At 48.6% G+C, this 22,589-nt stretch carries 23 protein-coding genes and 1 other annotated feature; all 23 genes read left to right on the top strand.

The annotated features are described in order from the left end of the window. The first annotated feature begins 31 nt into the window (after positions 1-31). The 23 genes from murG to AB432_RS19730 all read left to right on the top strand — a co-directional run bounded on the left by murG (position 32) and on the right by AB432_RS19730 (position 22,557). Positions 32-1,135, top strand: a complete 1,104-nt coding sequence (murG, locus tag AB432_RS19840; RefSeq protein WP_048033749.1) for an undecaprenyldiphospho-muramoylpentapeptide beta-N-acetylglucosaminyltransferase — start codon at positions 32-34, stop codon at positions 1,133-1,135. 102 nt (positions 1,136-1,237) lie between these two features. Continuing rightward, positions 1,238-2,143 carry a UDP-N-acetylmuramate dehydrogenase gene (gene murB, locus AB432_RS19835; protein ID WP_048033748.1) on the top strand — a complete coding sequence of 302 codons (906 nt, stop codon included), beginning with the start codon at positions 1,238-1,240 and terminating at the stop codon, positions 2,141-2,143. A gap of 15 nt (positions 2,144-2,158) precedes the next feature. Continuing rightward, on the top strand, positions 2,159-3,415 hold the full coding sequence (gene murA / locus AB432_RS19830) for a UDP-N-acetylglucosamine 1-carboxyvinyltransferase (RefSeq protein WP_048033747.1): 1,257 nt from the start codon (positions 2,159-2,161) through the stop codon (positions 3,413-3,415). Positions 3,416-3,549: 134 nt separating this feature from the next. After that, complete coding sequence (locus AB432_RS19825) at positions 3,550-4,335, top strand: cell division protein FtsQ/DivIB (protein WP_048033746.1); 786 nt, start codon at positions 3,550-3,552, stop codon at positions 4,333-4,335. A 22-nt stretch (positions 4,336-4,357) separates the two neighbouring features. Further along, complete coding sequence (locus AB432_RS19820) at positions 4,358-5,068, top strand: DUF881 domain-containing protein (protein WP_048033745.1); 711 nt, start codon at positions 4,358-4,360, stop codon at positions 5,066-5,068. A gap of 20 nt (positions 5,069-5,088) precedes the next feature. Beyond that, complete coding sequence (locus AB432_RS19815) at positions 5,089-5,835, top strand: DUF881 domain-containing protein (protein ID WP_048033744.1); 747 nt, start codon at positions 5,089-5,091, stop codon at positions 5,833-5,835. A gap of 2 nt (positions 5,836-5,837) precedes the next feature. Continuing rightward, positions 5,838-6,185, top strand: coding sequence for a small basic family protein (locus tag AB432_RS19810; protein ID WP_007717721.1), 348 nt, complete (start codon positions 5,838-5,840; stop codon positions 6,183-6,185). Positions 6,186-6,327: 142 nt separating this feature from the next. Then, on the top strand, positions 6,328-7,581 hold the full coding sequence (gene ftsA / locus AB432_RS19805) for a cell division protein FtsA (RefSeq protein WP_007717723.1): 1,254 nt from the start codon (positions 6,328-6,330) through the stop codon (positions 7,579-7,581). A 125-nt stretch (positions 7,582-7,706) separates the two neighbouring features. Beyond that, positions 7,707-8,855 (top strand): cell division protein FtsZ, encoded by a 1,149-nt coding sequence (gene ftsZ, locus AB432_RS19800; protein WP_048033743.1) that lies wholly within the window; start codon positions 7,707-7,709, stop codon positions 8,853-8,855. A gap of 235 nt (positions 8,856-9,090) precedes the next feature. Next, a complete protein-coding gene (gene spoIIGA / locus AB432_RS19795) occupies positions 9,091-10,053 on the top strand; it encodes a sigma-E processing peptidase SpoIIGA (protein WP_048033742.1) in 963 nt (320 codons plus the stop codon). A gap of 2 nt (positions 10,054-10,055) precedes the next feature. Then, a complete protein-coding gene (gene sigE / locus AB432_RS19790; RefSeq protein ID WP_007717727.1) occupies positions 10,056-10,778 on the top strand; it encodes an RNA polymerase sporulation sigma factor SigE in 723 nt (240 codons plus the stop codon). A gap of 149 nt (positions 10,779-10,927) precedes the next feature. Continuing rightward, positions 10,928-11,707 carry an RNA polymerase sporulation sigma factor SigG gene (gene sigG / locus AB432_RS19785; protein WP_007717728.1) on the top strand — a complete coding sequence of 260 codons (780 nt, stop codon included), beginning with the start codon at positions 10,928-10,930 and terminating at the stop codon, positions 11,705-11,707. Positions 11,708-11,868: 161 nt separating this feature from the next. Continuing rightward, positions 11,869-12,147 (top strand): YlmC/YmxH family sporulation protein, encoded by a 279-nt coding sequence (locus AB432_RS19780; protein ID WP_048033741.1) that lies wholly within the window; start codon positions 11,869-11,871, stop codon positions 12,145-12,147. 81 nt (positions 12,148-12,228) lie between these two features. Continuing rightward, positions 12,229-13,059 (top strand): peptidoglycan editing factor PgeF, encoded by an 831-nt coding sequence (gene pgeF, locus AB432_RS19775; protein WP_048033740.1) that lies wholly within the window; start codon positions 12,229-12,231, stop codon positions 13,057-13,059. A gap of 20 nt (positions 13,060-13,079) precedes the next feature. Continuing rightward, a complete protein-coding gene (locus tag AB432_RS19770; protein WP_048033739.1) occupies positions 13,080-13,778 on the top strand; it encodes a YggS family pyridoxal phosphate-dependent enzyme in 699 nt (232 codons plus the stop codon). 42 nt (positions 13,779-13,820) lie between these two features. Next, entirely contained in the window at positions 13,821-14,249 is a 429-nt protein-coding gene (locus AB432_RS19765) for a cell division protein SepF (protein ID WP_048033738.1), read from the top strand. A gap of 31 nt (positions 14,250-14,280) precedes the next feature. Continuing rightward, complete coding sequence (locus tag AB432_RS19760) at positions 14,281-14,544, top strand: YggT family protein (RefSeq protein ID WP_048033737.1); 264 nt, start codon at positions 14,281-14,283, stop codon at positions 14,542-14,544. A gap of 12 nt (positions 14,545-14,556) precedes the next feature. Further along, positions 14,557-15,330 (top strand): YlmH family RNA-binding protein, encoded by a 774-nt coding sequence (locus tag AB432_RS19755; RefSeq protein WP_048033736.1) that lies wholly within the window; start codon positions 14,557-14,559, stop codon positions 15,328-15,330. Positions 15,331-15,430: 100 nt separating this feature from the next. After that, positions 15,431-15,922, top strand: a complete 492-nt coding sequence (locus tag AB432_RS19750) for a DivIVA domain-containing protein (RefSeq protein ID WP_007717747.1) — start codon at positions 15,431-15,433, stop codon at positions 15,920-15,922. Between the two features lie 90 nt (positions 15,923-16,012). Further along, positions 16,013-16,280, top strand: a binding site (T-box leader). A gap of 46 nt (positions 16,281-16,326) precedes the next feature. Continuing rightward, a complete protein-coding gene (gene ileS, locus AB432_RS19745; RefSeq protein ID WP_048033735.1) occupies positions 16,327-19,104 on the top strand; it encodes an isoleucine--tRNA ligase in 2,778 nt (925 codons plus the stop codon). 152 nt (positions 19,105-19,256) lie between these two features. Then, entirely contained in the window at positions 19,257-20,030 is a 774-nt protein-coding gene (locus tag AB432_RS19740; RefSeq protein WP_048033734.1) for a TraR/DksA C4-type zinc finger protein, read from the top strand. Continuing rightward, positions 20,017-21,168: a mandelate racemase/muconate lactonizing enzyme family protein gene (locus AB432_RS19735; RefSeq protein ID WP_048033733.1), complete on the top strand. Its 1,152-nt coding sequence runs from the start codon at positions 20,017-20,019 to the stop codon at positions 21,166-21,168. Before AB432_RS19740 ends, AB432_RS19735 begins: the two co-directional genes overlap by 14 nt. Before the next feature lie 15 nt (positions 21,169-21,183). Next, complete coding sequence (locus AB432_RS19730; protein ID WP_048033732.1) at positions 21,184-22,557, top strand: MFS transporter; 1,374 nt, start codon at positions 21,184-21,186, stop codon at positions 22,555-22,557. Positions 22,558-22,589: the final 32 nt, after the last annotated feature.

Raw genomic sequence — 22,589 nt, 5'->3', positions numbered from 1 at the left:
GCTACTCCTTCTCAAAAAAGGGTGTGAACGTATGCGTGTCGTCTTAACAGGCGGTGGCACAGGTGGACATATTTATCCGGCGCTTGCGGTGGCGAGGGAAGTTTCCCGCCAAAATCCGCAGGCTGCCTTTTTGTATATTGGCAGTAAAAAAGGCTTGGAAGCAGGTTTGGTTCCAAAATCAAATATTCCTTTCCAATCCGTGGAAATTAGCGGGTTGAAGCGCAAGCTGTCGTTGGACAACCTGAAGACCTTGTGGAAATTCGTCCGGGCAGTTGGCGATGCCAAGCAAATGCTGCGCGAGTTCAAGCCGGATGTCGTAATTGGGACGGGTGGATACGTATGTGGTCCAGTCGTATATGCAGCTTCGCGATTGGGGATTCCGACTCTCATCCATGAGCAAAACGTAGTGCCGGGCTTGACCAACAAGTTTCTTTCTCGTTCCGTTACTCGGGTGGCCGTCTCGTTCAAAGAATCGCTTGCCCATTTCCCCGCTTCTAAAACAGTACTGACCGGCAACCCTCGTGCAACGGAAGTCATGCACGGTAATGCAGAGGCGGGACGTAGCTTTTTGGGCTTGGACAACAGCAAAAAAATCGTGCTGATCTTTGGGGGGAGCAGGGGAGCGCGGGCAATCAATGAGGCCGTGCTTTCGGTTGTTACACAGTTGGGCAATTATACCGATATTCATTTTGTATATGTGACGGGCGACGTTCATTTTGAAACGATTTCAGCACAGCTTCGTGAACTGGGAACACTTCCAAGTAACATTTCTGTGCTTCCTTTCGTCCATAATATGCCGGATGTTTTGGCGGCAACGCATGTATTGATTGGTCGTGCAGGGGCATCGACCTTGGCAGAAATAACAGCACTAGGTGTGCCTTCGATCTTGATTCCGTCCCCGTATGTCACGAACAACCATCAAGAGAAAAATGCAAGGGGATTGGAGCGCGCAGGGGCAGCTCATGTCATTGTAGAGCGGGAGCTTACCGGAGAGAGCTTGCTCCTTTCCTTGGAAAATATCCTTGCCAATCCAGCGAAATGGGAAAAAATGAAAAACAGTTCTCTTTCCTTGGGGATGCCGCAGGCTGCGACGGAAATTGTCCGTCAATTAGAGGCGATTACACGAAAAAAATGATCAGATGGGCGATTGTCACGCCGATCTGGGCGAACGCATAGTATGGAGCAAACACGTGAGAAGACTAGGTCCGACCTAGCAAACGTATCAGGAGGTTCACAAATGAAAAAGATCGCAGATGAACTCATGCAAGCAGGAATCGAAAAAGTGTGGACCGATGAACCCCTTGCTAATCATACAACGTGGCGGATCGGGGGTCCTGCTGATTTGTTAATCCAACCCAAGGATAAAGCATCCTTGCAAAAAGCCTTGCAGATCCTCCATCGTCATGAAATTCCTTGGAGTGTAATCGGGCGCGGTTCAAACCTTCTGGTGAGGGACAGAGGGATACGTGGAGCCGTGCTTAAAGTGGCCGAGGGCTTGAGCCACTGTGAGTTCAAGGGCGAAGAGGTGTGTGTGGGTGCCGGATATTCCATGATCCGCCTGGCGGTGGAGACAGGCAAGATGGGATTAACAGGTATGGAGTTTGCAGGAGGGATTCCTGGTACGGTAGGCGGCGCCGTCTATATGAATGCGGGGGCACACGGATCTGATCTTTCACGTATTCTTATTGATGCCGAGATCCTTTTCGAAAACGGCGAAAGTAAAGTGTTGAGTAACGAGGAACTGAGCTTTAGTTATCGGACTTCTCTTTTGCAAAAGCAAAAAGGGATCGTGCTAGAGGCCCGTTTTCAATTGAGGACGGGAGATCGCAAAGAGATTGCGGGCACGCTCGCTGCCAATAAGGAACGACGGCGCAATACGCAGCCACTGCAGATGCCGTGTGCCGGCAGCGTGTTCCGAAATCCGCCAAATGACCACGCAGGTCGTCTGATTGAGGCGGCTGGGTTGAAGGGTTATCGGATCGGAGGAGCTCAGGTTTCAGAAAAACACTCCAACTTCATCGTGAATTGCGGAGGAGCAACGGCTGCCGACGTCCTCACCTTGATTGATCACGTTCGGAGCACCATTCTCGAGAAAAATGGGATTGACCTGCATCCGGAAGTCCTGGTGGTGGGCGAGGGGTAACACGGAGGTGAAAGTTTGGAGACTTTTGCGATCGAAGGAGGAAGACCTCTGTCCGGTTCGCTTCGGATCCAAGGTGCTAAGAACGCTGCTCTTCCCATTCTAGCCGCTGCTGTGCTCGCGGAAGGGCAATTCTATATCTATGACGTCCCCCATCTAAAAGACATTAAAGTCATGCTCGAAATCTTGACGTTGCTTGGGGCGAATACGAAGCATGAGGACGGATGTGTCGATCTGGATACAACGTCTGTCTGTGTCCCGCAGGTGCCGGATGATTTAATGAGCCAAATGCGTTCTTCGATTTTTTTGGCGGGACCACTCCTGGCACGTCTGGGTGAGGTCACAATTTCTAGGCCAGGTGGATGTGACATTGGAGAGCGCAGGATTGACTTGCACTTGGCTGGATTGACTGCGCTAGGAGCCAAAATCGAAGAAACGGAAGGCTACATTACATTTCGGGCCAAACAATTACGTGGGTCCAATATCTTTCTTTCCTTCCCTAGTGTGGGCGCAACGGAAAATATCATGATGGCGGCTGTGCTGGCAAAAGGCACGACCCGAATTTGTAATGCAGCACGAGAACCGGAAATCATCGACCTCCAAAATTTCCTGAATGCAATGGGGGCGCGGATCAGAGGGGCAGGCACCGATACGATTGAGATCAGTGGTGTACCTCGCTTGCGTTCCGTTAGTTACCGGATCATACCGGACAGAATTGTGACAGGAACCTATATGCTGGCTGTCGGTATTTCACAGGGACACATTGAACTGACCAATACTCTGCCTGAGCAATTGACGGCATTGATTGAGGTCGCCCGTAGCTGCGGTGTTGAAATCAAGACCCGCCATGATATAATGGAAATCAAAAGCACCTCCCGTCCACGTGCCTACGACCGGATCATTACCTCGCCTTATCCCGGATTTCCAACCGATTTGCAGGCGCAGCTGATGGTGTTTCTGTCACAGGCTAGGGGAACAAGTGTCATCAAAGAGACCATTTTTGAAGGAAGATTCAAACATGTGAATGAATTGGCGCGAATGGGCGCCTCTATATACGTAGATCTTGGCTCCGCAATCATTCGGGGTGTCAATAAATTGACCGCTACGAATGTCGAAGCTACGGATCTTCGAGCAGGTGCTGCCTTAGTCCTCGCAGGGCTTGCTGCAGAAGGTATTACCACGGTGAACCAGATCCATCATATCGATCGCGGATACGATCGGCTGGAAGAGCAGTTGCGTCAATTAGGGGCCGATATATCACGCGTATCGATTTAACCGGGGGAGAGTGGGCGGCATAATGTTATGCCGCTTTCCCTGTTTTGTTGAATGACATTTATTCGAAAGACATCCAGTAATTTACTTTTTCGCTCTGGGCAATGAGCCTAAAAAACATGAGGAAGGGTACGGCCATGGCGGTATACGAGGAACGCATTCCGCAAGTCAAGCAACAACGCCCCAGAAGAAGGGGCAACCGCAAGCTGGTCATTCTGCTAGTGTTGTTTTTTCTTACCATTCTCATCATCGTTTTTATCCGTTCCCCTTACAGTAAGGTGCAAGAGATTCGAGTGATTGGTAATGATATTTATACGACGGAGCAAATCATTGCACAATCTGGCTTAACAAAGGACATGCAGTTTCTAAACGTATGGGAGAACAGTGTACGAAATAACTTGAAACCATTAGAGGCCATTAAAGATGTGACGGTGAGCCGGTCTTTCCCCGGATTGATCACGCTACATATAACTGAACAAAAGCGCGTCGCATTTTGGAGTGGGCAGGACGGAAGCCGCTATGCTTTACTGGACAATGGCTATGTGCTCAAACAGGTTAATTTCGCCAAGCGCGTAGTGGACAGGCCATTGATTAGCTCGTGGGCCTCACCTGAGCTCCTTCCCCATCTCGCCAAGTCGCTATCGAAATTATCGCCAGATGTACTCGCGGAGATTTCGGATATTACACTGACGCCAACGGTTTACGACAAGCAACGCGTCACGCTGTACATGCGAGACGGGAATGAAGTACGAAGCGTTATCTACAAGCTGGACAAGATGATGAACTGGTATCCGACGATCGTGAAAGAATTGCCGCCAGATACGAAAGGGGTGCTCTCTTTGTTTGAGCAGCCATGGTTTATTCCGTACGGGGCTCAAGGGGCTATTCCTATTCAGGAAGGGCAAGAGCAACCACAGCAGTAAATGAAAAAGGGGAAAGTAGACAATGAGTCGTCGTCGCAAATTTCATTTGTATTTAACCATCGTGACGTTTTCTACCGGCTTTCTAGTGGCCACTTCCTTCGAAACGAACAAGCTTACGCGCAAAGAGCGGATGAATGATCAGCTGTTCCAACAGGAAACGCAATTGAATGACCGAATTTTGGCTGAGAAGGAGCAAAATCGGCATCTTGAAAATCAACTGCTCGATTTGCAGCGTCAGGTGGGCAAAGTGGAAGAAGCGATGGCGGAGCGTAAATCGGAGGCTGCAGAGACACTCGGTCAACTGGATGCGGCGCGGATGCTGGCAGGGGTAGTCGCTGTCCAAGGGCCGGGTATCGTCATAACGATGCAGGATAGCCAGAATGCAGCGAACAGCGCAGACATCGCGAACTACATCGTACATGAGCAGGATGTGCGCCTGGTCGTCAATGAACTGCGTGCAGCAGGAGCAGAGGCGATCAGCATTAACGGACAGCGAGTGGTGAGTAATTCCGAGATCCGTTGCATTGGACCCACGATCATCGTAAACGGCATCAAGTCGGCCGCTCCATTCGTCGTAACAGCGATCGGAAATCCCGACACACTAGACAGTGCGTTGAACTTGCCGGGAGGTGTTTTGCACTCCTTGCAAGATTTTGTCCAAATCAGCGTAGCCAAAAAAGAGCGGGTCGAACTGCCTGCCTTTGTTGGTGATGCGAAAACGAAACACTCCTAAATAAAAGGATGCGTTTACCTATGTTACAAAAAAGCCGTAAAATCACATTTATTCTTGCCATTATTAGTGCTATCATAGGTGTGATGTTGACTGTGCAATTACGAAGCAGTCTTCATCCTGTTCATAAAGAGTCTCGCAGCATCGCGGAACTTCGGACCACGTTGCAAAAAGAACTGGAGAAACACAAAAACCTGCTCGCAGACATTTCAAAGTATAATCAACTGTACTACCAATACGAAACCTCACTCAGTGAAGATGAAAGTATCTCCGTTATGAAAGAGGAGTTGGCACGGACTCGCCGAATGGCTGGTATGGTAGGGATGGAGGGAGAAGGCATCGTTATTGATGTTGTCGATGCCCATACGCCTGCAGAACCAGCTATGGATGAACATATGCCTGTGCCAGTTGTAGGAGACTATACGATTGACGATGAAGATTTGCGCTGGTTGGTAAATATCCTGTTTGCAAACGGAGCACAAGCTGTTTCCATTAATGGTCATCGACTGATTGCTACCACTGCGATTCGCAATGTGGGAGACGTCATCCAAATCGATACCAGGACGATCAGGGCTCCGTATGAGATAAAAGCATTGGGGGAACCTGAAGTATTGTTGTCCGCATTGAAGCTGGAGGGCGTAGAGGAGAACTTTCAGCTGGCGAATAAGAAGGTGCTGGCCGAAAAACGGGACAAGCTGATGATCTCAGCGAATAACGAAACGCGTGTCATTCAATTTATGAAACCTGTGAAAGAAAAAGGAGATTCGTAACCATGTGGCTCCCGCTTATCGGACTGATTGTCGGTCTTGTTGTCGGCTTCCTGCTGGATTGGCGTGTGCCCCAGGAGTATAGCAGCTATCTGTCAATAGCCCTCCTGGCTGGATTGGATACGATCTTTGGGGGGATTCGTTCGTTTTTAGAACGTACTTTTAACGTTCGTATTTTCATGTCTGGATTCTTTTTCAACACACTTTTTGCAGCAGGCTTGGCCTTCATCGGAGGGTTCTTGGGGATTGATCTGTATTTGGCTGCGATCGTGGCTTTCGGGGTTCGCTTGTTCAACAATCTCGCTGTCATTAGGAGAATTGTTCTATCCAAATGGATCAATCAGCAAGAATAACGCGAAGAAAAATGGGAAGATGGTCATTTTTTTACAAAAAATCAATAAGAAAAAAAGGGAATGGTTGTCCTGTGTGGAATAATTTATGCAGGTGTTCTCACTTTAGCAAGAAAAAAGACGTAGCAGGGGAGGTGTCACAGGTTTGGTAAGCAATGAATTCATCGTCAGCCTAGACATTGGAACATCCAAAGTACGCGTCATGATCGGCGAGATCAACAACGGTTCCATCAACATCATCGGCGTCGGACAATCACACTCAGAAGGCATCAAGAAGGGCGTGATTGTAGACATCGACCAAACCGTGCATGCCATCCGAGAAGCGGTTGATCATGCGGAGCGCATGGTTGGCGTTTCAATCGAAGAAGTGTATGTGGGGATCACTGGAAACCATATCGATCTGCATGAAACCCAAGGGGTTGTCGCTGTATCCAGCGAAGACCGTGAGATACGAGAAGAAGATATTCAACGCGTAATTCAGGCAGCGAAGGTCGTGGCTATTCCTCCAGACCGTGAAATCATCGAGGTAGTCCCAAAGGAGTACATCGTTGATGGACAAGGGAGCATTAAGGACCCGCGTGGAATGATTGGTGTCCGACTGGAAATGGAAGGGACCATTGTGACCGGGTTGAAAACGGTCGTACATAACATCGTTCGCTGTGCTCAACGAACCAATCTGCGTGTAGCTGGAATATTCTTGCAACCGCTTGCGGCTAGCACTGTTGCACTTTCCAAAGATGACAAAAATATGGGTGTCGTTCTTGTCGACATCGGTGCGGGTTCTACCACGATCGGTGTATTCGAACAGGGGAAACTGGCAGCGACCACCGTGATCGGCATCGGTGGCGACCACATTACGAGCGATATCTCACTGGGACTGCGCACGCATACAGATGTGGCAGATCGTGTGAAAACCAAGAATGGCTGTGCCCTTATTGACGAAGCATCTGAAGATGTGAAGTTCAAGGTGAACCGGATTGGCAGCGAAGTCGAGAAGCAATTTACGCAAGTGGATTTGGCCAATATTATCGAGCCGCGCGCTGCGGAAATATTCCAATTAGTCGAGGATGCTGTATACAAATTGGGCTACCGCGACGAAATTGCAGGGGGCTATGTTCTTACGGGTGGTACCGTAGCCATGCCTGGCATGTTGGAATTGGCAAAAGAAGAATTGGACGCACCTGTTCGAATTGCGATTCCTGATTACATCGGAGTGCGAGATCCTGCCTACACCACTGGGGTAGGTTTGATTCAATATGCCTTGCAGTTGATGGAGCGCCGCAGCATTCGCGTGACCCCCTCATTCAAGGGCACTCAGAAGCAAACCGTCTCGTCTAAGCCAAAAGAAGGCGGCGGTTTGATGGAAAAAGTAAAAAACTGGTTTAGCGAATTTATTTAATGGTGTTCGCTTTACCGAGCTTAACTACAATGACGATGATGAGGTCGATTCGTTCCATTGTGTTTAGTTGACAGGCTTCTGTAGCCACGAAGTTTTCTTATGTTGAATTGGGGAGGACTAGCAATATGCTGGAATTTGATATGGACTTGGAATCCTTTGCACGAATTAAAGTCATTGGTTGCGGGGGCGGAGGTAGCAATGCAGTAAACCGCATGATCGCAGGTGGAGTAAAGGGTGTAGAATTCATCACCTTGAACACCGACGCGCAAGCACTCCAGCTCTCTAGTGCAGATATCAAGCTGCAAATTGGGGAAAAGCTGACACGTGGACTTGGAGCTGGTGCGAATCCCGAGATCGGTAAAAAAGCGGCGGAAGAAAGCCGTGATTTGATTGAAAACGCTCTGCGTGGAGCTGACATGGTATTCGTAACTGCTGGTATGGGTGGTGGTACGGGTACAGGTGCAGCGCCTGTTGTTGCAGAGATCGCGAAGGAAATGGGTGCTCTTACAGTTGGTGTAGTAACCCGTCCATTCTCCTTCGAGGGTCGTAGACGTTCCCAGCACGGTGAGATCGGTATCGCTGCTCTGAAAGAAAAAGTAGACACACTGATCGTGATTCCTAACGACCGTCTTTTGGAAATCGTTGATAAAAATACGCCAATGCTCGAAGCGTTCCGCGAAGTTGACAACGTACTGCGACAAGGGGTTCAAGGTATTTCCGACCTGATTGCGGTACCTGGATTGATCAACTTGGACTTCGCTGACGTGAAGACAATCATGACTGAGCGCGGTTCTGCTCTCATGGGAATCGGTGTAAGCAGCGGCGAAAATCGTGCGGCTGAAGCAGCTCGTCGCGCTATTTCCAGCCCACTGCTCGAGACTGCGATTGATGGTGCACGCGGTGTTCTCATGAATATCACAGGCGGTACCAACCTGAGCTTGTACGAAGTAAACGAAGCAGCCGATATCGTATCTTCTGCTTCGGACCCAGATGTTAACATGATTTTCGGTGCGGTAATTAACGAGGATCTGAAAAATGAATTGGTAGTGACCGTAATTGCTACAGGCTTCGAGCATAGTCAACGCGCGGCGGAAGCTCCACGCCGTCAACAACAGCCGATCAATACGCCTGGCAATCGTCCGACACCAGTTTCCAATACGAATAACAGCCGTCCGAAGGAAGAAGAGGAAGACAAGTCTTTCTTCTCCATGGGCAACCTGGATAATCTGGATATTCCAGCATTTCTGCGCAATCGCCGCCGCAACAAAAACTAAAGCGAAAAACGACTGTCAAAAGCCTTGTTCCCGTCAGTGGGGACAAGGCTTTTTTTCGTTGATTGGATGAAAAATGTTAGACAAAAAAACCAAAAAAACACCGTCAAGAATTGACAGACTTTACATACACATTGATATATACTGCTTTTACTGATAGAAGTCGTCCTACTATTTACCATTTTTGCTAGGACACATGCTTGCTGCCAAGTCGGTCAAAAGATGAGGGGGAAAGCAAGTGGTTGTGTATCTTGATATCATTCTACTCCTGAATGTGGCTATTGATACCTTGTTACTCTGGTTTACTGCTTATTTTCGTAAAGAGCGCATGGTGTGGTGGAGAATGATACTTGCCTCTCTGTTTGGCTCCGTGTATCTGGTTTTTTTCTTTTTTCCTGTATTTTCTTCCATGTATCAATGGTGGGTCAAACTGCTCTTTTCAGTCATCATGCTGTGGATTGCTTTTGGGAACAGGAGGTTGTTGTCCTTTGCGCAAAACTTGATCATTTTTTACTTCGTCGCATTTGTGTTCGGAGGGGGAGTGCTTGGGCTACAGTATTTTTTGGCACCGCAGAGTGAAATTTTCAATGGACTGGTGGTCACGCATAATGATGGGTTTGGCGTTGGGTTCAAGCCTACTTTGGGGATTGTCCTGATTGGTTTTATCCTGATCTTTTTTCTCGGGAAAAAGAGCTACCGCGCAATCCAGGAGCCGCGAAGGATCGAAACCTTTCTCGTCGATGTCGTCGTTACGTTGGCAGGGGAAAAAGTCATTTGCCGTGGACTTGTGGATACAGGAAACCAGCTCCACGAACCGATTACACGCATACCCGTCATGATTATGGAGAATCGCATGTTCGCACATTTGCTTCCGCCGTCGCTTCTCCGACAAGCCGATGAAAACGGTGGAGTGTGGGAGAAGCTGGACGGATCTTGGGACCATCTGCCGCTGGAATGGCAGTCTCGGGTACGCTTGATCCCGTATCGCAGTGTGTCAAGAGGTATGGATTTTTTGCTCGCAATCAAACCAGACCATGTCATGGTCGTGCAAGACGGGATTCGTTTTGAAACAGAACGGGTGTTAATCGGGCTTAACCCCATCCCGTTGGCCGCTGACGGCAAGTATCAGGCCATCGTGCACCCAGCGATGATGGAAAATGATACAAATGAAACAACCTTTATTCTCAAACAGGAGGGCTAATCATGTATGTAAAACTTCGCCTACAACTCCAATTGACCTGGTACCGAATCTTGCTCTGGCTTGGTGTACGCGCCGAAGAAGTCTATTATATTGGCGGGAGTGAAGCATTACCTCCACCGTTGACCAGAGAAGAAGAGGAGCTGCTGCTCGGACGGCTGCCGTCTGGTGATCCGGCTGTCCGCGGAATGCTAATTGAACGCAATCTCCGTCTGGTCGTATACATCGCCCGCAAGTTTGAGAATACGGGAATTAACATTGAGGACCTGGTCAGCATTGGCACCATCGGTTTGATCAAGGCAGTGAACACCTTTGATCCAGACAAGAACATCAAGCTGGCAACCTATGCTTCTCGTTGTATCGAAAACGAAATCCTCATGTACCTTCGTCGCAATAATAAAATTCGTTCAGAGGTATCTTTTGATGAACCGCTTAACATTGATTGGGATGGCAATGAACTGTTGCTGTCAGATGTTTTGGGTACGGAAAATGACACGATCTATAAAAATATCGAGGATCAAGTGGATCGAAAGCTGCTGAAAAAAGCACTGGATAAGCTGTCTGACCGAGAGAGAATCATCATGGAGCTGCGCTTCGGCTTAGCGGGAGAAGAGGAGAAGACACAGAAGGATGTAGCGGATTTGTTGGGAATCTCACAGTCGTATATTTCGCGTTTGGAAAAGCGAATTATAAAACGGTTGCGAAAAGAATTCAACAAGATGGTCTAACGCATATTTTCCCAGCTTGGGGGGATACTGTTCCTAAACCGAAACAGATGGTGGTTTTTGCCACCTTCTTGGTCGGCTACGCGTCAGTTACGCGGCCTTTCAAGACAACCGGGTTAGGGACTTTTTTCTTGCTTCGAGGAGGGAAAGACGTGACGCGCAATAAGGTAGAGATATGCGGGGTAGATACCTCCAAGCTTCCGGTGTTGACAAACAAAGAGATGCGGGAATTGTTTGAGCGCCTGCAAAGTGGGGAGCTGGCTGCTCGCGAGAAGCTGGTCAACGGCAACTTGCGACTGGTGCTTAGCGTAATCCAACGGTTCAACAATCGCGGAGAGTTCGTGGATGACTTGTTTCAAGTGGGCTGCATCGGATTGATGAAAGCGATCGACAACTTTGATCTCGGACAAAATGTGAAGTTTTCTACGTATGCCGTACCGATGATCATCGGAGAAATTCGACGCTATTTACGGGACAACAATCCGATTCGCGTTTCCCGCTCTTTGCGAGACATCGCGTACAAGGCCTTGCAGGTGCGTGACAATCTGACCAACAAACATTCGCGAGAGCCTACCATTATCGAGATTTCTCAGGAATTGAACGTAGCCAAAGAAGACGTCGTGTTTGCACTCGATGCGATCCAAGATCCGGTTTCATTGTTTGAACCGATTTATCAGGATGGCGGCGATCCGATTTACGTCATGGATCAGATTAGTGACGAGAAGAACAAAGATGTCACGTGGGTAGAGGAAATTGCGCTTCGTGAGGGAATGCAGCGGCTAGGTGACCGAGAAAAAATGATATTATCCATGCGCTTTTACGAAGGAAAAACGCAGATGGAAGTAGCAGAGGAAATCGGTATCTCGCAGGCACAGGTCTCTCGATTAGAAAAAGCGGCAATTGCCCATATGCAAAAGCACGTTCAATCGTAAGGAGAAACGACATAGGCGACCCGGCGGTCTTGTACCGTTCGGGTTTTTTGTACGAGTAGAAAAGTTAGTTTTCCTTCGCCTTTACTTTTTGGCAAAGAAGCGGACATATTCCTCTTTGGACTCATATACTGAAAGTAACGGAGAAAAGAAGGTGAGGAAGAATGGTAAAAATCTCTGACTTCCAGACCAAAGAAGTGGTAAATATTCTCGATGGGAAACGTCTTGGGCAAGTTTCAGATTTGGAGATCGATCTGCGTCACGGTCGTGTAGAGGCAATCGTCGTACCGGGACCAGGCAAGTTTCTCGGCTTCTTTTCTGCCGGGAACGATTACGTTATACCCTGGCGTAATATTGTGAAGATCGGGAAAGATGTGGTGCTTGTTCGGATGGAAGAAGCACTTAAAGTTGAATCGAAAACTTCTGGTGGAGATGAATACTAACGCGTTAAGGGAGAAAGGCACGGATAGCCTTTCTTTTCTTTTCGGCTATGGTATGATTAGCCATATGAGGAAGGTGACAGCATGAGAGAACCATTTGTCAGGGTAGAGGATAAGTCAATCTTATCGTTAACAGAGTGGGAGCAACAATTTCCTGGATTAGTGGCGGGGTTTACCATTCGCTCAGGCGGGGAAAGTGAACAACCGTACGGGTCTTTTAATATGGGGCTGCACGTGGGTGATGAATCTACGAACGTAGTAGCCAATAGACGCAAGCTGGCAGAACAAGTCGGGATGTCTTTTACGGCGTGGACATGCGCCGATCAAGTGCACGGGAATCGGGTTTGTCAGGTCACAGCAGGCGGTGCGGGAAAAGAAAGTCTGGAGGACGTCATATCTGCAACGGATGGTTTGTTTACCCTTGAAAAAGGAGTCATGCTGACCTCGTTTTATGCAGATTGTGTTCCCCTCTATTTTCTGGATCCCCAATCGGGAGCAATCGGACTTGCGCACGCAGGCTGGAAAGGGACAGTAGGCCGTATTGCCGAGGAAATGGTGAAGGCCATGACGAAGCACTATCAAGCAAAGCCAGAGGATATCCGCGTCGCAATTGGCCCATCCATTGGCGGCTGTTGCTATGAAGTCGATGAGCGAATCATGACGCAGGTACGCATTTGTGCAGGCGAATGGGAAAAAGCAGTCATCTCCTCGACAGGGGAGCGGTATATGCTGGACCTTCGTCAGCTAAACACAGCGATAATGCTCGAAGCAGGAATTTCATCAGGGAATATTTTATCCACAGATTGGTGTACAAGCTGCAGAACAGACTTGTTTTTCTCTCATCGCAAGGAAGCCGGGATACAAGGGACGACTGGACGCATGGCTTCCTATATCGGCTGGAAGGAAAACCTGTAGAAGAAAGGGAAGGGTTCGTTATGACCAAGGAACAAGAATTGTTAAAAGAACGACTGCAATCCATCGAAGCAAGAATTCAGGCTGCTTGCGATCGGGCGAACCGCAAACGTGAGGAAGTAAAAATTATTGCCGTGACCAAGTATGTCGATGCAGATGCCATTGGGGACTTGCTCGCTGTAGGCGTAGAGAATATCGGGGAAAATCGCGTACAGGATGCCCTGCCCAAGCACCAGCTACACGGCGATAAAGGGATCTGGCATTTTATCGGGCATCTCCAGACGAACAAGGCAAAAGAAGTCGTGGGACGATTTCCGTACATCCATTCTCTGGACCGACTTTCTTTGGCACAAGAGCTGAATCGACGCGGTGAAGCGTTGGATCATGTCGTAAAATGCTTTTTGCAGATCAATATATCCGGTGAAGAGACAAAATTTGGGCTTAGTCCCAATGACGTATTGGCTTTTTTGCGCGAAACCAGTAATATGAAACATATAAGTATCGTCGGATTAATGACGATGGCGCCTGTTGTCGAAAACCAAGAGGAAGCCAGACAGGTGTTCCGTGGCCTCTATGAGTGGAAGCAACGGATTAACGAAATGGCATTCCCACACGCACAGGTGGAAGAGCTGTCTATGGGCATGTCTAGTGATTTTGAAGTGGCCATTGAAGAGGGAGCTACATATATTCGTTTGGGATCGGTATTGGTCAAGCCAGAGTAAAGGAAAACAGACCAAACCACGGAGTAAGAGAGGAGGAAGAGTATGGGTGTTATGAATAAATTGATGGGGTTTCTGGGGTTAGAGAACGAGGAATACATCGAAGAGACAACAACGGTGGAAGAGGAAAGAGAAGAGCAAGAGTCCTCGCAAAAACGCCAGCCAGCGATCGGCCGATCTAACAACGTGGTACCGTTTCAAGCACGGGAAAAGGAGGGAATCCGTTTGATTCTCTGTGAACCCCGTCATTACAGCGATGCACAGGATATCGCTGACAACCTGCGTCATCGTAGACCGGTTGTGGTCAACCTCCATCGCGTGGAAAAAGACCAAGCTAAAAGAATTATCGACTTTTTGAGCGGGACGGTCTACGCACTAAACGGAGATATCCAAAAGGTCGGAGACACGATCTTCGTGTGCACGCCTGACCATGTAGATATTCAGGGTACGATCTCCAGCGTATTGGAAGAGTAGCCAATTAAGACGAAATTAAAAGGGTGAGCAAATGTTTGCTGTCTTTTCGGTTTTAAACTTTGTTTTTACGGTATATCAATACATGATTATTGCTTACATTTTGATGTCATGGGTTCCTCAAATGAGAGGTACAGGCATCGGACAGTTACTGGAAAAACTGGTTGAGCCTTATTTGGCTCCATTTCGCCGGTTTATCCCACCGCTCGGCTTCATCGATATCTCCCCCATTGTCGCATTGATTGCACTGCGCTTTGCCCAATCTGGCCTGTTCGCCATTTTGCAACAAATCATGTAGGCGAGTGATACGATGAGCATATTTGACCATTTTTCAAAAGAAGAACGTCCCTTTGTTGAACGGGCGCTGGAAATGCTGACGCAAGTAGAGCGGAAGCAGGCCATGCGCCTTACTGATTTTGTAGACCCGAGGCAGTTGATGATTTTTCAGAGTCTCTCTTCCCAAGTAACCGATGTGAAGGTTTCTTCTTATGGAGGCTACGAGGGGGCAGAGCGTGTTCGGATTATCGTCCATCCGGAGTACCTTCCTGTCGAGCCTGAGGATTATCGCCTTACCTTATTGGCAATCAAGGCTGATCAGCGCTTTCATGTGCTGGAGCATCGAGATGTGATGGGGGCAATGCTGGGTGTCGGGATGAAACGGGAGAAATTCGGAGATATGCTGACAGATTCAGCTGGGAGCTACGCGATTGTAGCAGAGGAAGTCGCTGATTTTGTCTGTGCGCAGGTGACGCAAATTCATCGGACATCTGTTCAGTTTGAGCGGGTAGCATGGGAGGCGTTCACACCACCTGCACCCAGGTTTGTAGAGAAAACGATCACCGTGCCTTCACCGCGGATTGACGCGATCATCGGAGAAGTACACAATATGTCTCGCGCAAAAGCATTGGTGCCAATTCGAGCGGGAAAAGTAAAAATCAACTGGAAAGTAATCGAAGACCCATCTTATCAACTTCAGATGGGTGATATGGTGTCTCTAGCGGGCTATGGTCGGTTCAAAATTCTTGAGGTAGCAGGTCCAACACGCAGCGGAAGACTTCGCATGATTGTCGGACTGGTTACATAAGATGGACCATGGCGCAAAAAATTGTAAAATACGGCAGGAAACACTGCTAATCCTGTCGAAATGATTGAATACGAATTATCGGGAAAAGTGGGGGGTTCATGTGCCATTAACGCCGTTGGATATACACAATAAGGAATTCAGCACAGGCTTTCGCGGGTATAACATTGACGAAGTGAATGAATTTCTCGATCAGGTGATCAAAGATTTTGAGCTCTTGATAAAAGAGAAAAAAGAACAGGAAGAACGCGTAGCCATTTTGAATGAACGCGTAGATTACTATAAGAGCTTGGAAGAAAATTTGAGCAAGTCGATTCTGGTGGCGCAGGAGACAGCGGAAGACGTGAAGTCGAATGCCCGCAAAGAAGCGCAGCTCATCTTAAAAGAAGCCGAGAAAAATGCAGACCGAATTGTCAATGAAGCACTGGCGAAGTCGCGCAAAATCGCAATCGAAATCGAAGAATTAAAAAAACGTGCTTCGGTTTACCGAATGCGCTTTCGGACACTTTTGGAAGCACAGTTGGAAATGCTGGAGAATGGCGATTGGGATAGCATTGAACAGCCACAAGTTGATTCGCCTGTAACAGTTGAATAAATCATTGACGTTCGAGCAATGATGGTATTATAATGAAAGACAACTTTTTCGAAACAAAGCACTTATCGTAGTTAAACAGGCTTATCCAAATCATAGACGATGAACGGGAAGAGTACGTGAGCCAGCACTGCCTAGAGAGCCGGGAAAAGGTGAAAACCCGGCCAGTTGCTTTCGCAGAAAATCACCCGGGAGTTCAATATCCGAAAGCCCAGAAAACCTTGATGGTGAAACAGGTGAGTAAGTGAGCGCGTCATTCCCGTTACGAATGAGTGAAGTGGAACAAATCCGATGAAGGCTTTTTGCCGTACGGGTTTGTTCAATCAGGGTGGTACCACGGGAGCTTTCTCTCGTCCCTTTTATGGGATGAGTGAAGGCTTTTATTTATTTAAGGAGTGAATCAGGCCATGGATTACAGCAAAACCTTAGCGCTACCAAAAACAGATTTCCCCATGCGCGGAAATTTGCCAAGCCGCGAGCCACAGATGCAAGCGGTATGGGAAGAGCAAAATATTTATCAACAGGTGTTAGATCGTACGAAAGACCGCCCGTCTTTTGTCTTGCATGATGGCCCTCCGTATGCGAATGGAGACATCCATATCGGTCACGCACTGAACAAAATCCTCAAGGACTTCATCGTTCGCTACAAATCCATGGCAGGCTTTTATGCGCCGTACATCCCAGGCTGGGATACACATGGTTTGCCGATTGAGCAAGCGATTATCAATGCACAAGGGCTGGATCGTCGCAGCATCGAAGTGAACGATTTCCGCCAGCGCTGTGAAGAGTATGCTTGGTCCTACATCGACAAGCAACGCGACCAATTCAAGCGTCTGGGCGTTCGTGGAGATTGGGAAAACCCTTATGTAACACTCCTGCCTGAGTATGAAGCCAACCAAATTCGCGTATTCGGCGAAATGGCGAAAAAGGGTTATATTTACAAAGGTCTGCGTTGCGTGTACTGGTCTCCGTCCTCTGAGACGGCTCTGGCTGACGCAGAAATCGAATACAAAGACAAGCGCTCTCCTTCTATTTACGTCAGCTTCCAGGTAGCAGATGGAAAAGGCAAGCTGGATACAGAAACAGGCGTTGTTATCTGGACAACGACTCCGTGGACATTGCCAGCAAACCTTGCAATCAGCCTGAACCCTGAACTCGAGTACAACGTAGTGAAGGTAGATGGCCGCAAATTCCTCGTAGCCAACGGTCTGATTGAAGCTGCGAGCAAAGAAATTGGCTGGGAAGGCGTAGAGATTCTCGCGACCTTTAAAGGTCAAGATCTGGAAGGCGTAGAAACGCAGCATCCGTTCTACGATCGCAAGTCTCCACTCATCCTGGGTGAGCATGTAACCCTGGATGCAGGTACTGGTTGCGTTCATACTGCTCCAGGACACGGGGAAGATGACTTTAACATTGGTCAAAAATACAATTTGGGTGTCCTTTGCCCAGTAGATCACGAAGGTAAAATGACCAACGAGGCACCAGGCTTTGAAGGTCTGTTCTACGAAGATGCCAACAAAGTGATTACAGAAAAGCTGAAAGAAAACGGAGCACTCTTGAAGCTCAATTTCTTCACCCACTCCTACCCACATGACTGGCGTACGAAAAAACCGGTTATTTATCGCGCGACAGAGCAATGGTTCGCGTCTATCGACGGATTCCGTACACAAATGCTCGAAGCGATTAAAAATGTAAAATGGATTCCGCATTGGGGAGAAACTCGTCTGGCAAACATGATTGCGGATCGTGGCGACTGGTGCATTTCCCGTCAACGTGTATGGGGTGTTCCGATTCCAATCTTCTATTGCAAATCGTGTAACGAACCGATCATTAACGACACGACAATCAACCATGTTGCTGATCTGTTCCGCAAAGAAGGATCGAAAGTATGGTTCTCCCGTGAAGCAAATGAGCTGGTTCCAGAAGGGCTTTCTTGCACCAAATGCGATTGCAAGGATTTCCGTAAAGAAACGGATATTATGGACGTTTGGTTCGACTCTGGTTCCAGCCACCAGGCTGTTTTACGCGAAAGAGGCATTGCTTGGCCAGCCGACATGTATCTGGAAGGCTCTGACCAGTATCGTGGCTGGTTCAACTCTTCTCTCTCGACGGGTGTTGCCGTGTATGGCACAGCTCCTTACAAATCCGTCCTGAGCCACGGCTTTGCATTGGATGGAGAGGGACGCAAAATGTCCAAATCCCTCGGTAACGTCATCGTGCCTCAACAAGTTATTGACAAGATGGGCGCAGACATCTTGCGTCTGTGGGTAGCTTCTGTTGATTATCAGGCTGATGTGCGGATTTCCGATGCGATTCTGAACCAGATCGCTGAGGTGTACCGCAAAATCCGCAATACGTTCCGTTTCCTGTTGGGTAACCTGGATGGATTTAATCCAGCAACAGACCGCGTAGCGTACGAAGAGCTGGGAGAGCTGGATCGTTATGTTCTGGCGAAAGCGGCAAAAGTCGCGAAGCGTACACGCAAAGCGTACGATGAATATCAGTTCCATACCGTTTTCCATGCTGTTCACAACTTCTGCGTCATTGATTTGTCCGCGTTCTATCTGGACATTTGCAAGGACCGCCTTTATGTAGAAGCGCCAGATAGTCTGAAACGACGCGCTGCACAGACAGTGATGTACGATTGCTTGCTCAATCTGGTGAAGCTGGTTGCTCCACTGTTGCCACACACAGCCGATGAGGTATGGGCGTTCATTCCAGGCGTGGAAGAGAAGAGTGTGCAGTTGACGGACATGCCAGAAGGCGATGAACAACATCTCAGCTTTGCAGCAGAAGCAGAGAGCAAATGGGATGCGTTCCTGGCGATTCGTGACGAGGTTCTCAAAGCCATGGAAGAAGCGCGCCGCAACAAGGTGTTCGGTAACTCCGTTGATGCGAAGCTGGCTCTGTACCCACAAACGGAAGAAGTTGCGAAAACATTGGCAGCAATGGACGATCTCGCTGACCTGTTCATCGTAGCTCACGTGGATGTACACAGCGGTTCTGCTCCGGCAGAAGCAGTACAACTCGAAGGAATTGCTACTGTGGTTTCGGCCGCAGACGGTGGTAAATGCGAGCGTTGCCGTGTAGTGAAACCGGATGTTGGCACTCGCGAGTCGCACCCGTCGCTCTGCGTGCGTTGCGCAGATGTCGTAGAACAACACTACGCACATGTAACAGAATAAAAATCGGTTGATTAACCTGTCATTCCCTTTGGGGGTGGCAGGTTTTTTGCTGTGATAGGCCATATGCGAACCACCAAAACGGCCATGACCGTTTCGTGGTCATATTTCCTACGGGACCAAGACATACTACCTGTTGAGGAAACCAAACAAAGGTGGTGTACAGCGTGGACCAAAAGATGGTGGCCAGCTTCCGGGAAAAGCTGCTGGAACAGAAAAAAGAACTGGAAGACCGCGTACAGGACCATTATGGCATGAGAGAACCGATGACAACCTCTTTGCAAGAGTTTGCCATGTACGATAATCATCCGGCAGATATCGGCAGTGAGATGTTTGAACGGGAAAAAGATTTGGCCCTAGACAGTCTCGATCGTGAGACATTAAAAGAGATTGATCAGGCGCTACTGCGTATGGAGGAAGGCACCTACGGCCTCTGTACGGTCTGTGGAGAGCAAATACCGGTGGAGCGACTGGAAGCACTGCCTCAGGCACAAACGTGCAAGGAGCATGCACCAGCGCCGTCAATCAACGAGTCACGTCCGATCGAGGAACAGTTTTTGCAGCCGCCTTTCGGACGTACATCTCTGGATGAAAAAGAAGGACAGAACGGATTCGATGGTGAGGATGCTTGGCAAATTGTCGAGTCATGGGGGACATCCAGCACGCCTTTCTCGTACCAGGAACCCGATAAAACGGATTACGACGAAATGTATATCGAGAGCAATGAGCCGGATGGCTTTGTAGAAGCTGTAGAGGAAATCGGTTATACCGATATTGAGGGCTATCACGGACCGGACAGTGTGCATTTTATGAGAAGCGGGACGTATGAGGAGTACATGAGAAAAGGAGAAGGGAAAGGAAATTTCCTCTCGTATGACGATTACGAGGGAGAGCAAGCAGAACGAGAGGGCATGGATGACTACTCATGATCAGGTAGCGGTCTTTGACCTGCAAATTGAGCGCGTGGAAACGTATCCGCTTCTACAACGTCTATCGCAAGCTTACGGCGATGCAAATGGGTATAAGCGTTATCGAACCAGTTATCTCATTCGGATAATCACGAGGGCTGGAATCGATGGCTGGGGAGAAATTATCGATTGGCTGCCGACGCTCCATAAGGGCTTTTGTGAGCGCATCATCCCGTACTTGTTGGGTAAGCAGGTGGATAACAGAGTAGCCATAGTCGATGTCATAGGAAAGTGGCATCAGCGATCAGCTTCAGGTGTCAGTATGGCACTTACGGAAATTTTGGCGAAAGCAGCGGGGCTATCTGTGTGTCAACTGTGGGGAGGCCAGATTCATTCTGGCATCCCGGTATATGCTTCCCTCCAATCTTACCGTGAAACAGCAGACTGGATGCAGCAGTCATGGAAGCAAGTCAGCCAGCAAGTCGACGATGGGTTCAAAATGGTGAAAGTAAAGATTGGCGGGCGCTCTGTTCAAGAGGATCAGACGCATATCGAAAAACTGATGAATTTGCTACCGGAACAAGTTCACGTAGCGGTAGATGCCAATCAGAGCTACGACTGTGCGACTGCAAGGAAGTGGGAAGGGCTTTTTTCCCGTTATGGCAATTGGCTTTGGCTGGAGGAGCCGATGCCCATGGATCGCACAAACGAATATGTCAAGCTTCGTGCATCTATATCCATTCCGCTTGCTGGAGGAGAAAACTTGATTCGCTGCGCACAGTTTTTGCCTTTGTATGAGGGCGGGGCCATCGATATTGCTCAGCCTGACCTAATGCATACGGGGGGCATTGACGATTATCGAACGCATCTGCAAATGGCCCGTCAGTTTGGCTATCGCGTGTCTCCACATTCCTTTGACGGATCACTGGCACGATTGTATACGTTATTTGCACAGGCGTGCTTGCTGGCATGGACCAAGATGGATAGCCATCCGATTGAGCCTGTCGAATGGGACGTTATGGAGAACCCGTTTACACAATTGTTTCCGCTGCGACCCATAAATGGCGAAGTGACGCTTCCTACTGGCGTGGGAATAGGCATTGAACCTGACTGGGAGATTATTAACGCGTTGCGCTGGGACGGTAGCGCTTATGCGTAAGACAAGGAGTTTCGTATGGCACAAAATGCGAAAAACCTGATTGGGCTCGTCGGGGTTCCACTCGTTATGGTGCTGGGCAACTCGATGCTGATCCCTGTACTGCCTACAATGAAAACAGAAATGAAGCTCACCGCTTTACAGTCGAGCTTGTTGATCACCGCTTTTTCGATTGCAGCAGGTATTGTGATTCCTTTTGCCGGCTATTTGTCGGATCGATTTGGGAGAAAAATCGTCATTATCATCTCCCTTGCTCTATATGGTCTGGGTGGTTTGGTCGCAGGGCTTGCCGCGTTGTGGATAGATCAACCTTATATGGCCATCATGGGAGGGCGTGTCTTGCAGGGGATCGGGGCCGCCGGTACAGCGCCCATCGCGATGGCATTGGTAGGGGATCTGTTCGACGGCGCTTCGGAGAGTAGGGCATTGGGGCTCTTGGAGACATCCAACGGGATGGGAAAAGTATTAAGTCCGATTTTTGGCTCCTTGCTTGCTCTCATTTCTTGGTACATGGTCTTTTTAGCTTTTCCAATTATTTGCGGTGTCGTCCTCCTGATGTTTTTATTTCTGACCAAGGAAAAGAAACAGGATAAGAAGCCGCTCCCCGTTAAGCAGTACATGCATTCGATCGCGCAGGTGTTTAAACAGCATGGAAAATGGCTTGTCCCCGCGTTTTTTATTGGGAGCATCTGCTTGTTCACGTTGTTTGGGGTACTGTTTTACCTGTCTGACTTATTGGAGGAAAAATATAAGATTGATGGTGTCATCAAAGGCTTCTTTTTGGCGATTCCCTTGCTCGTGATGAGTATAGCGGCCTATGTGACAGGAATCATTATCAAAAAGAAGCTGAAGCTGATGCGTCTGTTTGTGATAATCGGCATGTTTTTGCTGGCTACGTCTTACATTCTGGCCAGCTTTGTCAAAGGGGCTTATGTCCTCATAGGCATTTTGGTCATCGGTAGCGTGGGAACGGGGATGATATTACCATGCTTGAACTCCATGATCGTTGGGGCCGTACAAAAAACAGAGCGGGGTATGATTACTTCTTTGTATAGCGGTGTCCGTTTTATCGGTGTTGCGATTGGCCCGCCTATTTTTACCTGGTTGCTCGGAATTTCTCGGACGGTCATGTTTCTATCGATCGCAGGTTTATCGCTCGTTTTCGCTGTGCTTGCGATCTTTTTCTTGAAGCCCAAGCAGGTCGAGAAGCAAGGGCAAGGGGCAAAAGACAGCGAGACGAAAGGGTGGCGGCAAATATCAGAGGTACTGGGAATTGAACCAGAAACGGTACACGAGGTACAACGTGAGAGCGCCATCGAAAAGTACGGCTTTGATCCCAATGAGCTCGTCAAGCGTGTGTTGTCTGGAAAGAAGGAAAAGGAAAAACAATAAACAGGCTGTCTCTGTCGGTCATTCTCACCGAA

The organism is Brevibacillus brevis (assembly GCF_001039275.2).
GTDB lineage: Bacteria > Bacillota > Bacilli > Brevibacillales > Brevibacillaceae > Brevibacillus > Brevibacillus brevis_C.
This window is presented reverse-complemented; position numbering and strand designations above follow the sequence as displayed.

What these genes read in the sequence shown, in the direction of transcription:
- ftsZ (WP_048033743.1), top strand. Translation starts at nt 7,707, where the DNA reads ATGCTGGAATTTGATATGGACTTGGAATCCTTTGCACGAATTAAAGTC.
- ileS (WP_048033735.1), top strand. Translation starts at nt 16,327, where the DNA reads ATGGATTACAGCAAAACCTTAGCGCTACCAAAAACAGATTTCCCCATG.
- AB432_RS19735 (WP_048033733.1), top strand. Translation starts at nt 20,017, where the DNA reads ATGACTACTCATGATCAGGTAGCGGTCTTTGACCTGCAAATTGAGCGC.
- AB432_RS19765 (WP_048033738.1), top strand. Translation starts at nt 13,821, where the DNA reads ATGGGTGTTATGAATAAATTGATGGGGTTTCTGGGGTTAGAGAACGAG.
- sigE (WP_007717727.1), top strand. Translation starts at nt 10,056, where the DNA reads ATGTATGTAAAACTTCGCCTACAACTCCAATTGACCTGGTACCGAATC.
- AB432_RS19825 (WP_048033746.1), top strand. Translation starts at nt 3,550, where the DNA reads ATGGCGGTATACGAGGAACGCATTCCGCAAGTCAAGCAACAACGCCCC.
- AB432_RS19780 (WP_048033741.1), top strand. Translation starts at nt 11,869, where the DNA reads ATGGTAAAAATCTCTGACTTCCAGACCAAAGAAGTGGTAAATATTCTC.
- AB432_RS19760 (WP_048033737.1), top strand. Translation starts at nt 14,281, where the DNA reads ATGTTTGCTGTCTTTTCGGTTTTAAACTTTGTTTTTACGGTATATCAA.
- pgeF (WP_048033740.1), top strand. Translation starts at nt 12,229, where the DNA reads ATGAGAGAACCATTTGTCAGGGTAGAGGATAAGTCAATCTTATCGTTA.
- AB432_RS19770 (WP_048033739.1), top strand. Translation starts at nt 13,080, where the DNA reads ATGACCAAGGAACAAGAATTGTTAAAAGAACGACTGCAATCCATCGAA.
- AB432_RS19810 (WP_007717721.1), top strand. Translation starts at nt 5,838, where the DNA reads ATGTGGCTCCCGCTTATCGGACTGATTGTCGGTCTTGTTGTCGGCTTC.
- AB432_RS19730 (WP_048033732.1), top strand. Translation starts at nt 21,184, where the DNA reads ATGGCACAAAATGCGAAAAACCTGATTGGGCTCGTCGGGGTTCCACTC.
- AB432_RS19755 (WP_048033736.1), top strand. Translation starts at nt 14,557, where the DNA reads ATGAGCATATTTGACCATTTTTCAAAAGAAGAACGTCCCTTTGTTGAA.
- AB432_RS19815 (WP_048033744.1), top strand. Translation starts at nt 5,089, where the DNA reads ATGTTACAAAAAAGCCGTAAAATCACATTTATTCTTGCCATTATTAGT.
- murB (WP_048033748.1), top strand. Translation starts at nt 1,238, where the DNA reads ATGAAAAAGATCGCAGATGAACTCATGCAAGCAGGAATCGAAAAAGTG.
- murG (WP_048033749.1), top strand. Translation starts at nt 32, where the DNA reads ATGCGTGTCGTCTTAACAGGCGGTGGCACAGGTGGACATATTTATCCG.
- AB432_RS19820 (WP_048033745.1), top strand. Translation starts at nt 4,358, where the DNA reads ATGAGTCGTCGTCGCAAATTTCATTTGTATTTAACCATCGTGACGTTT.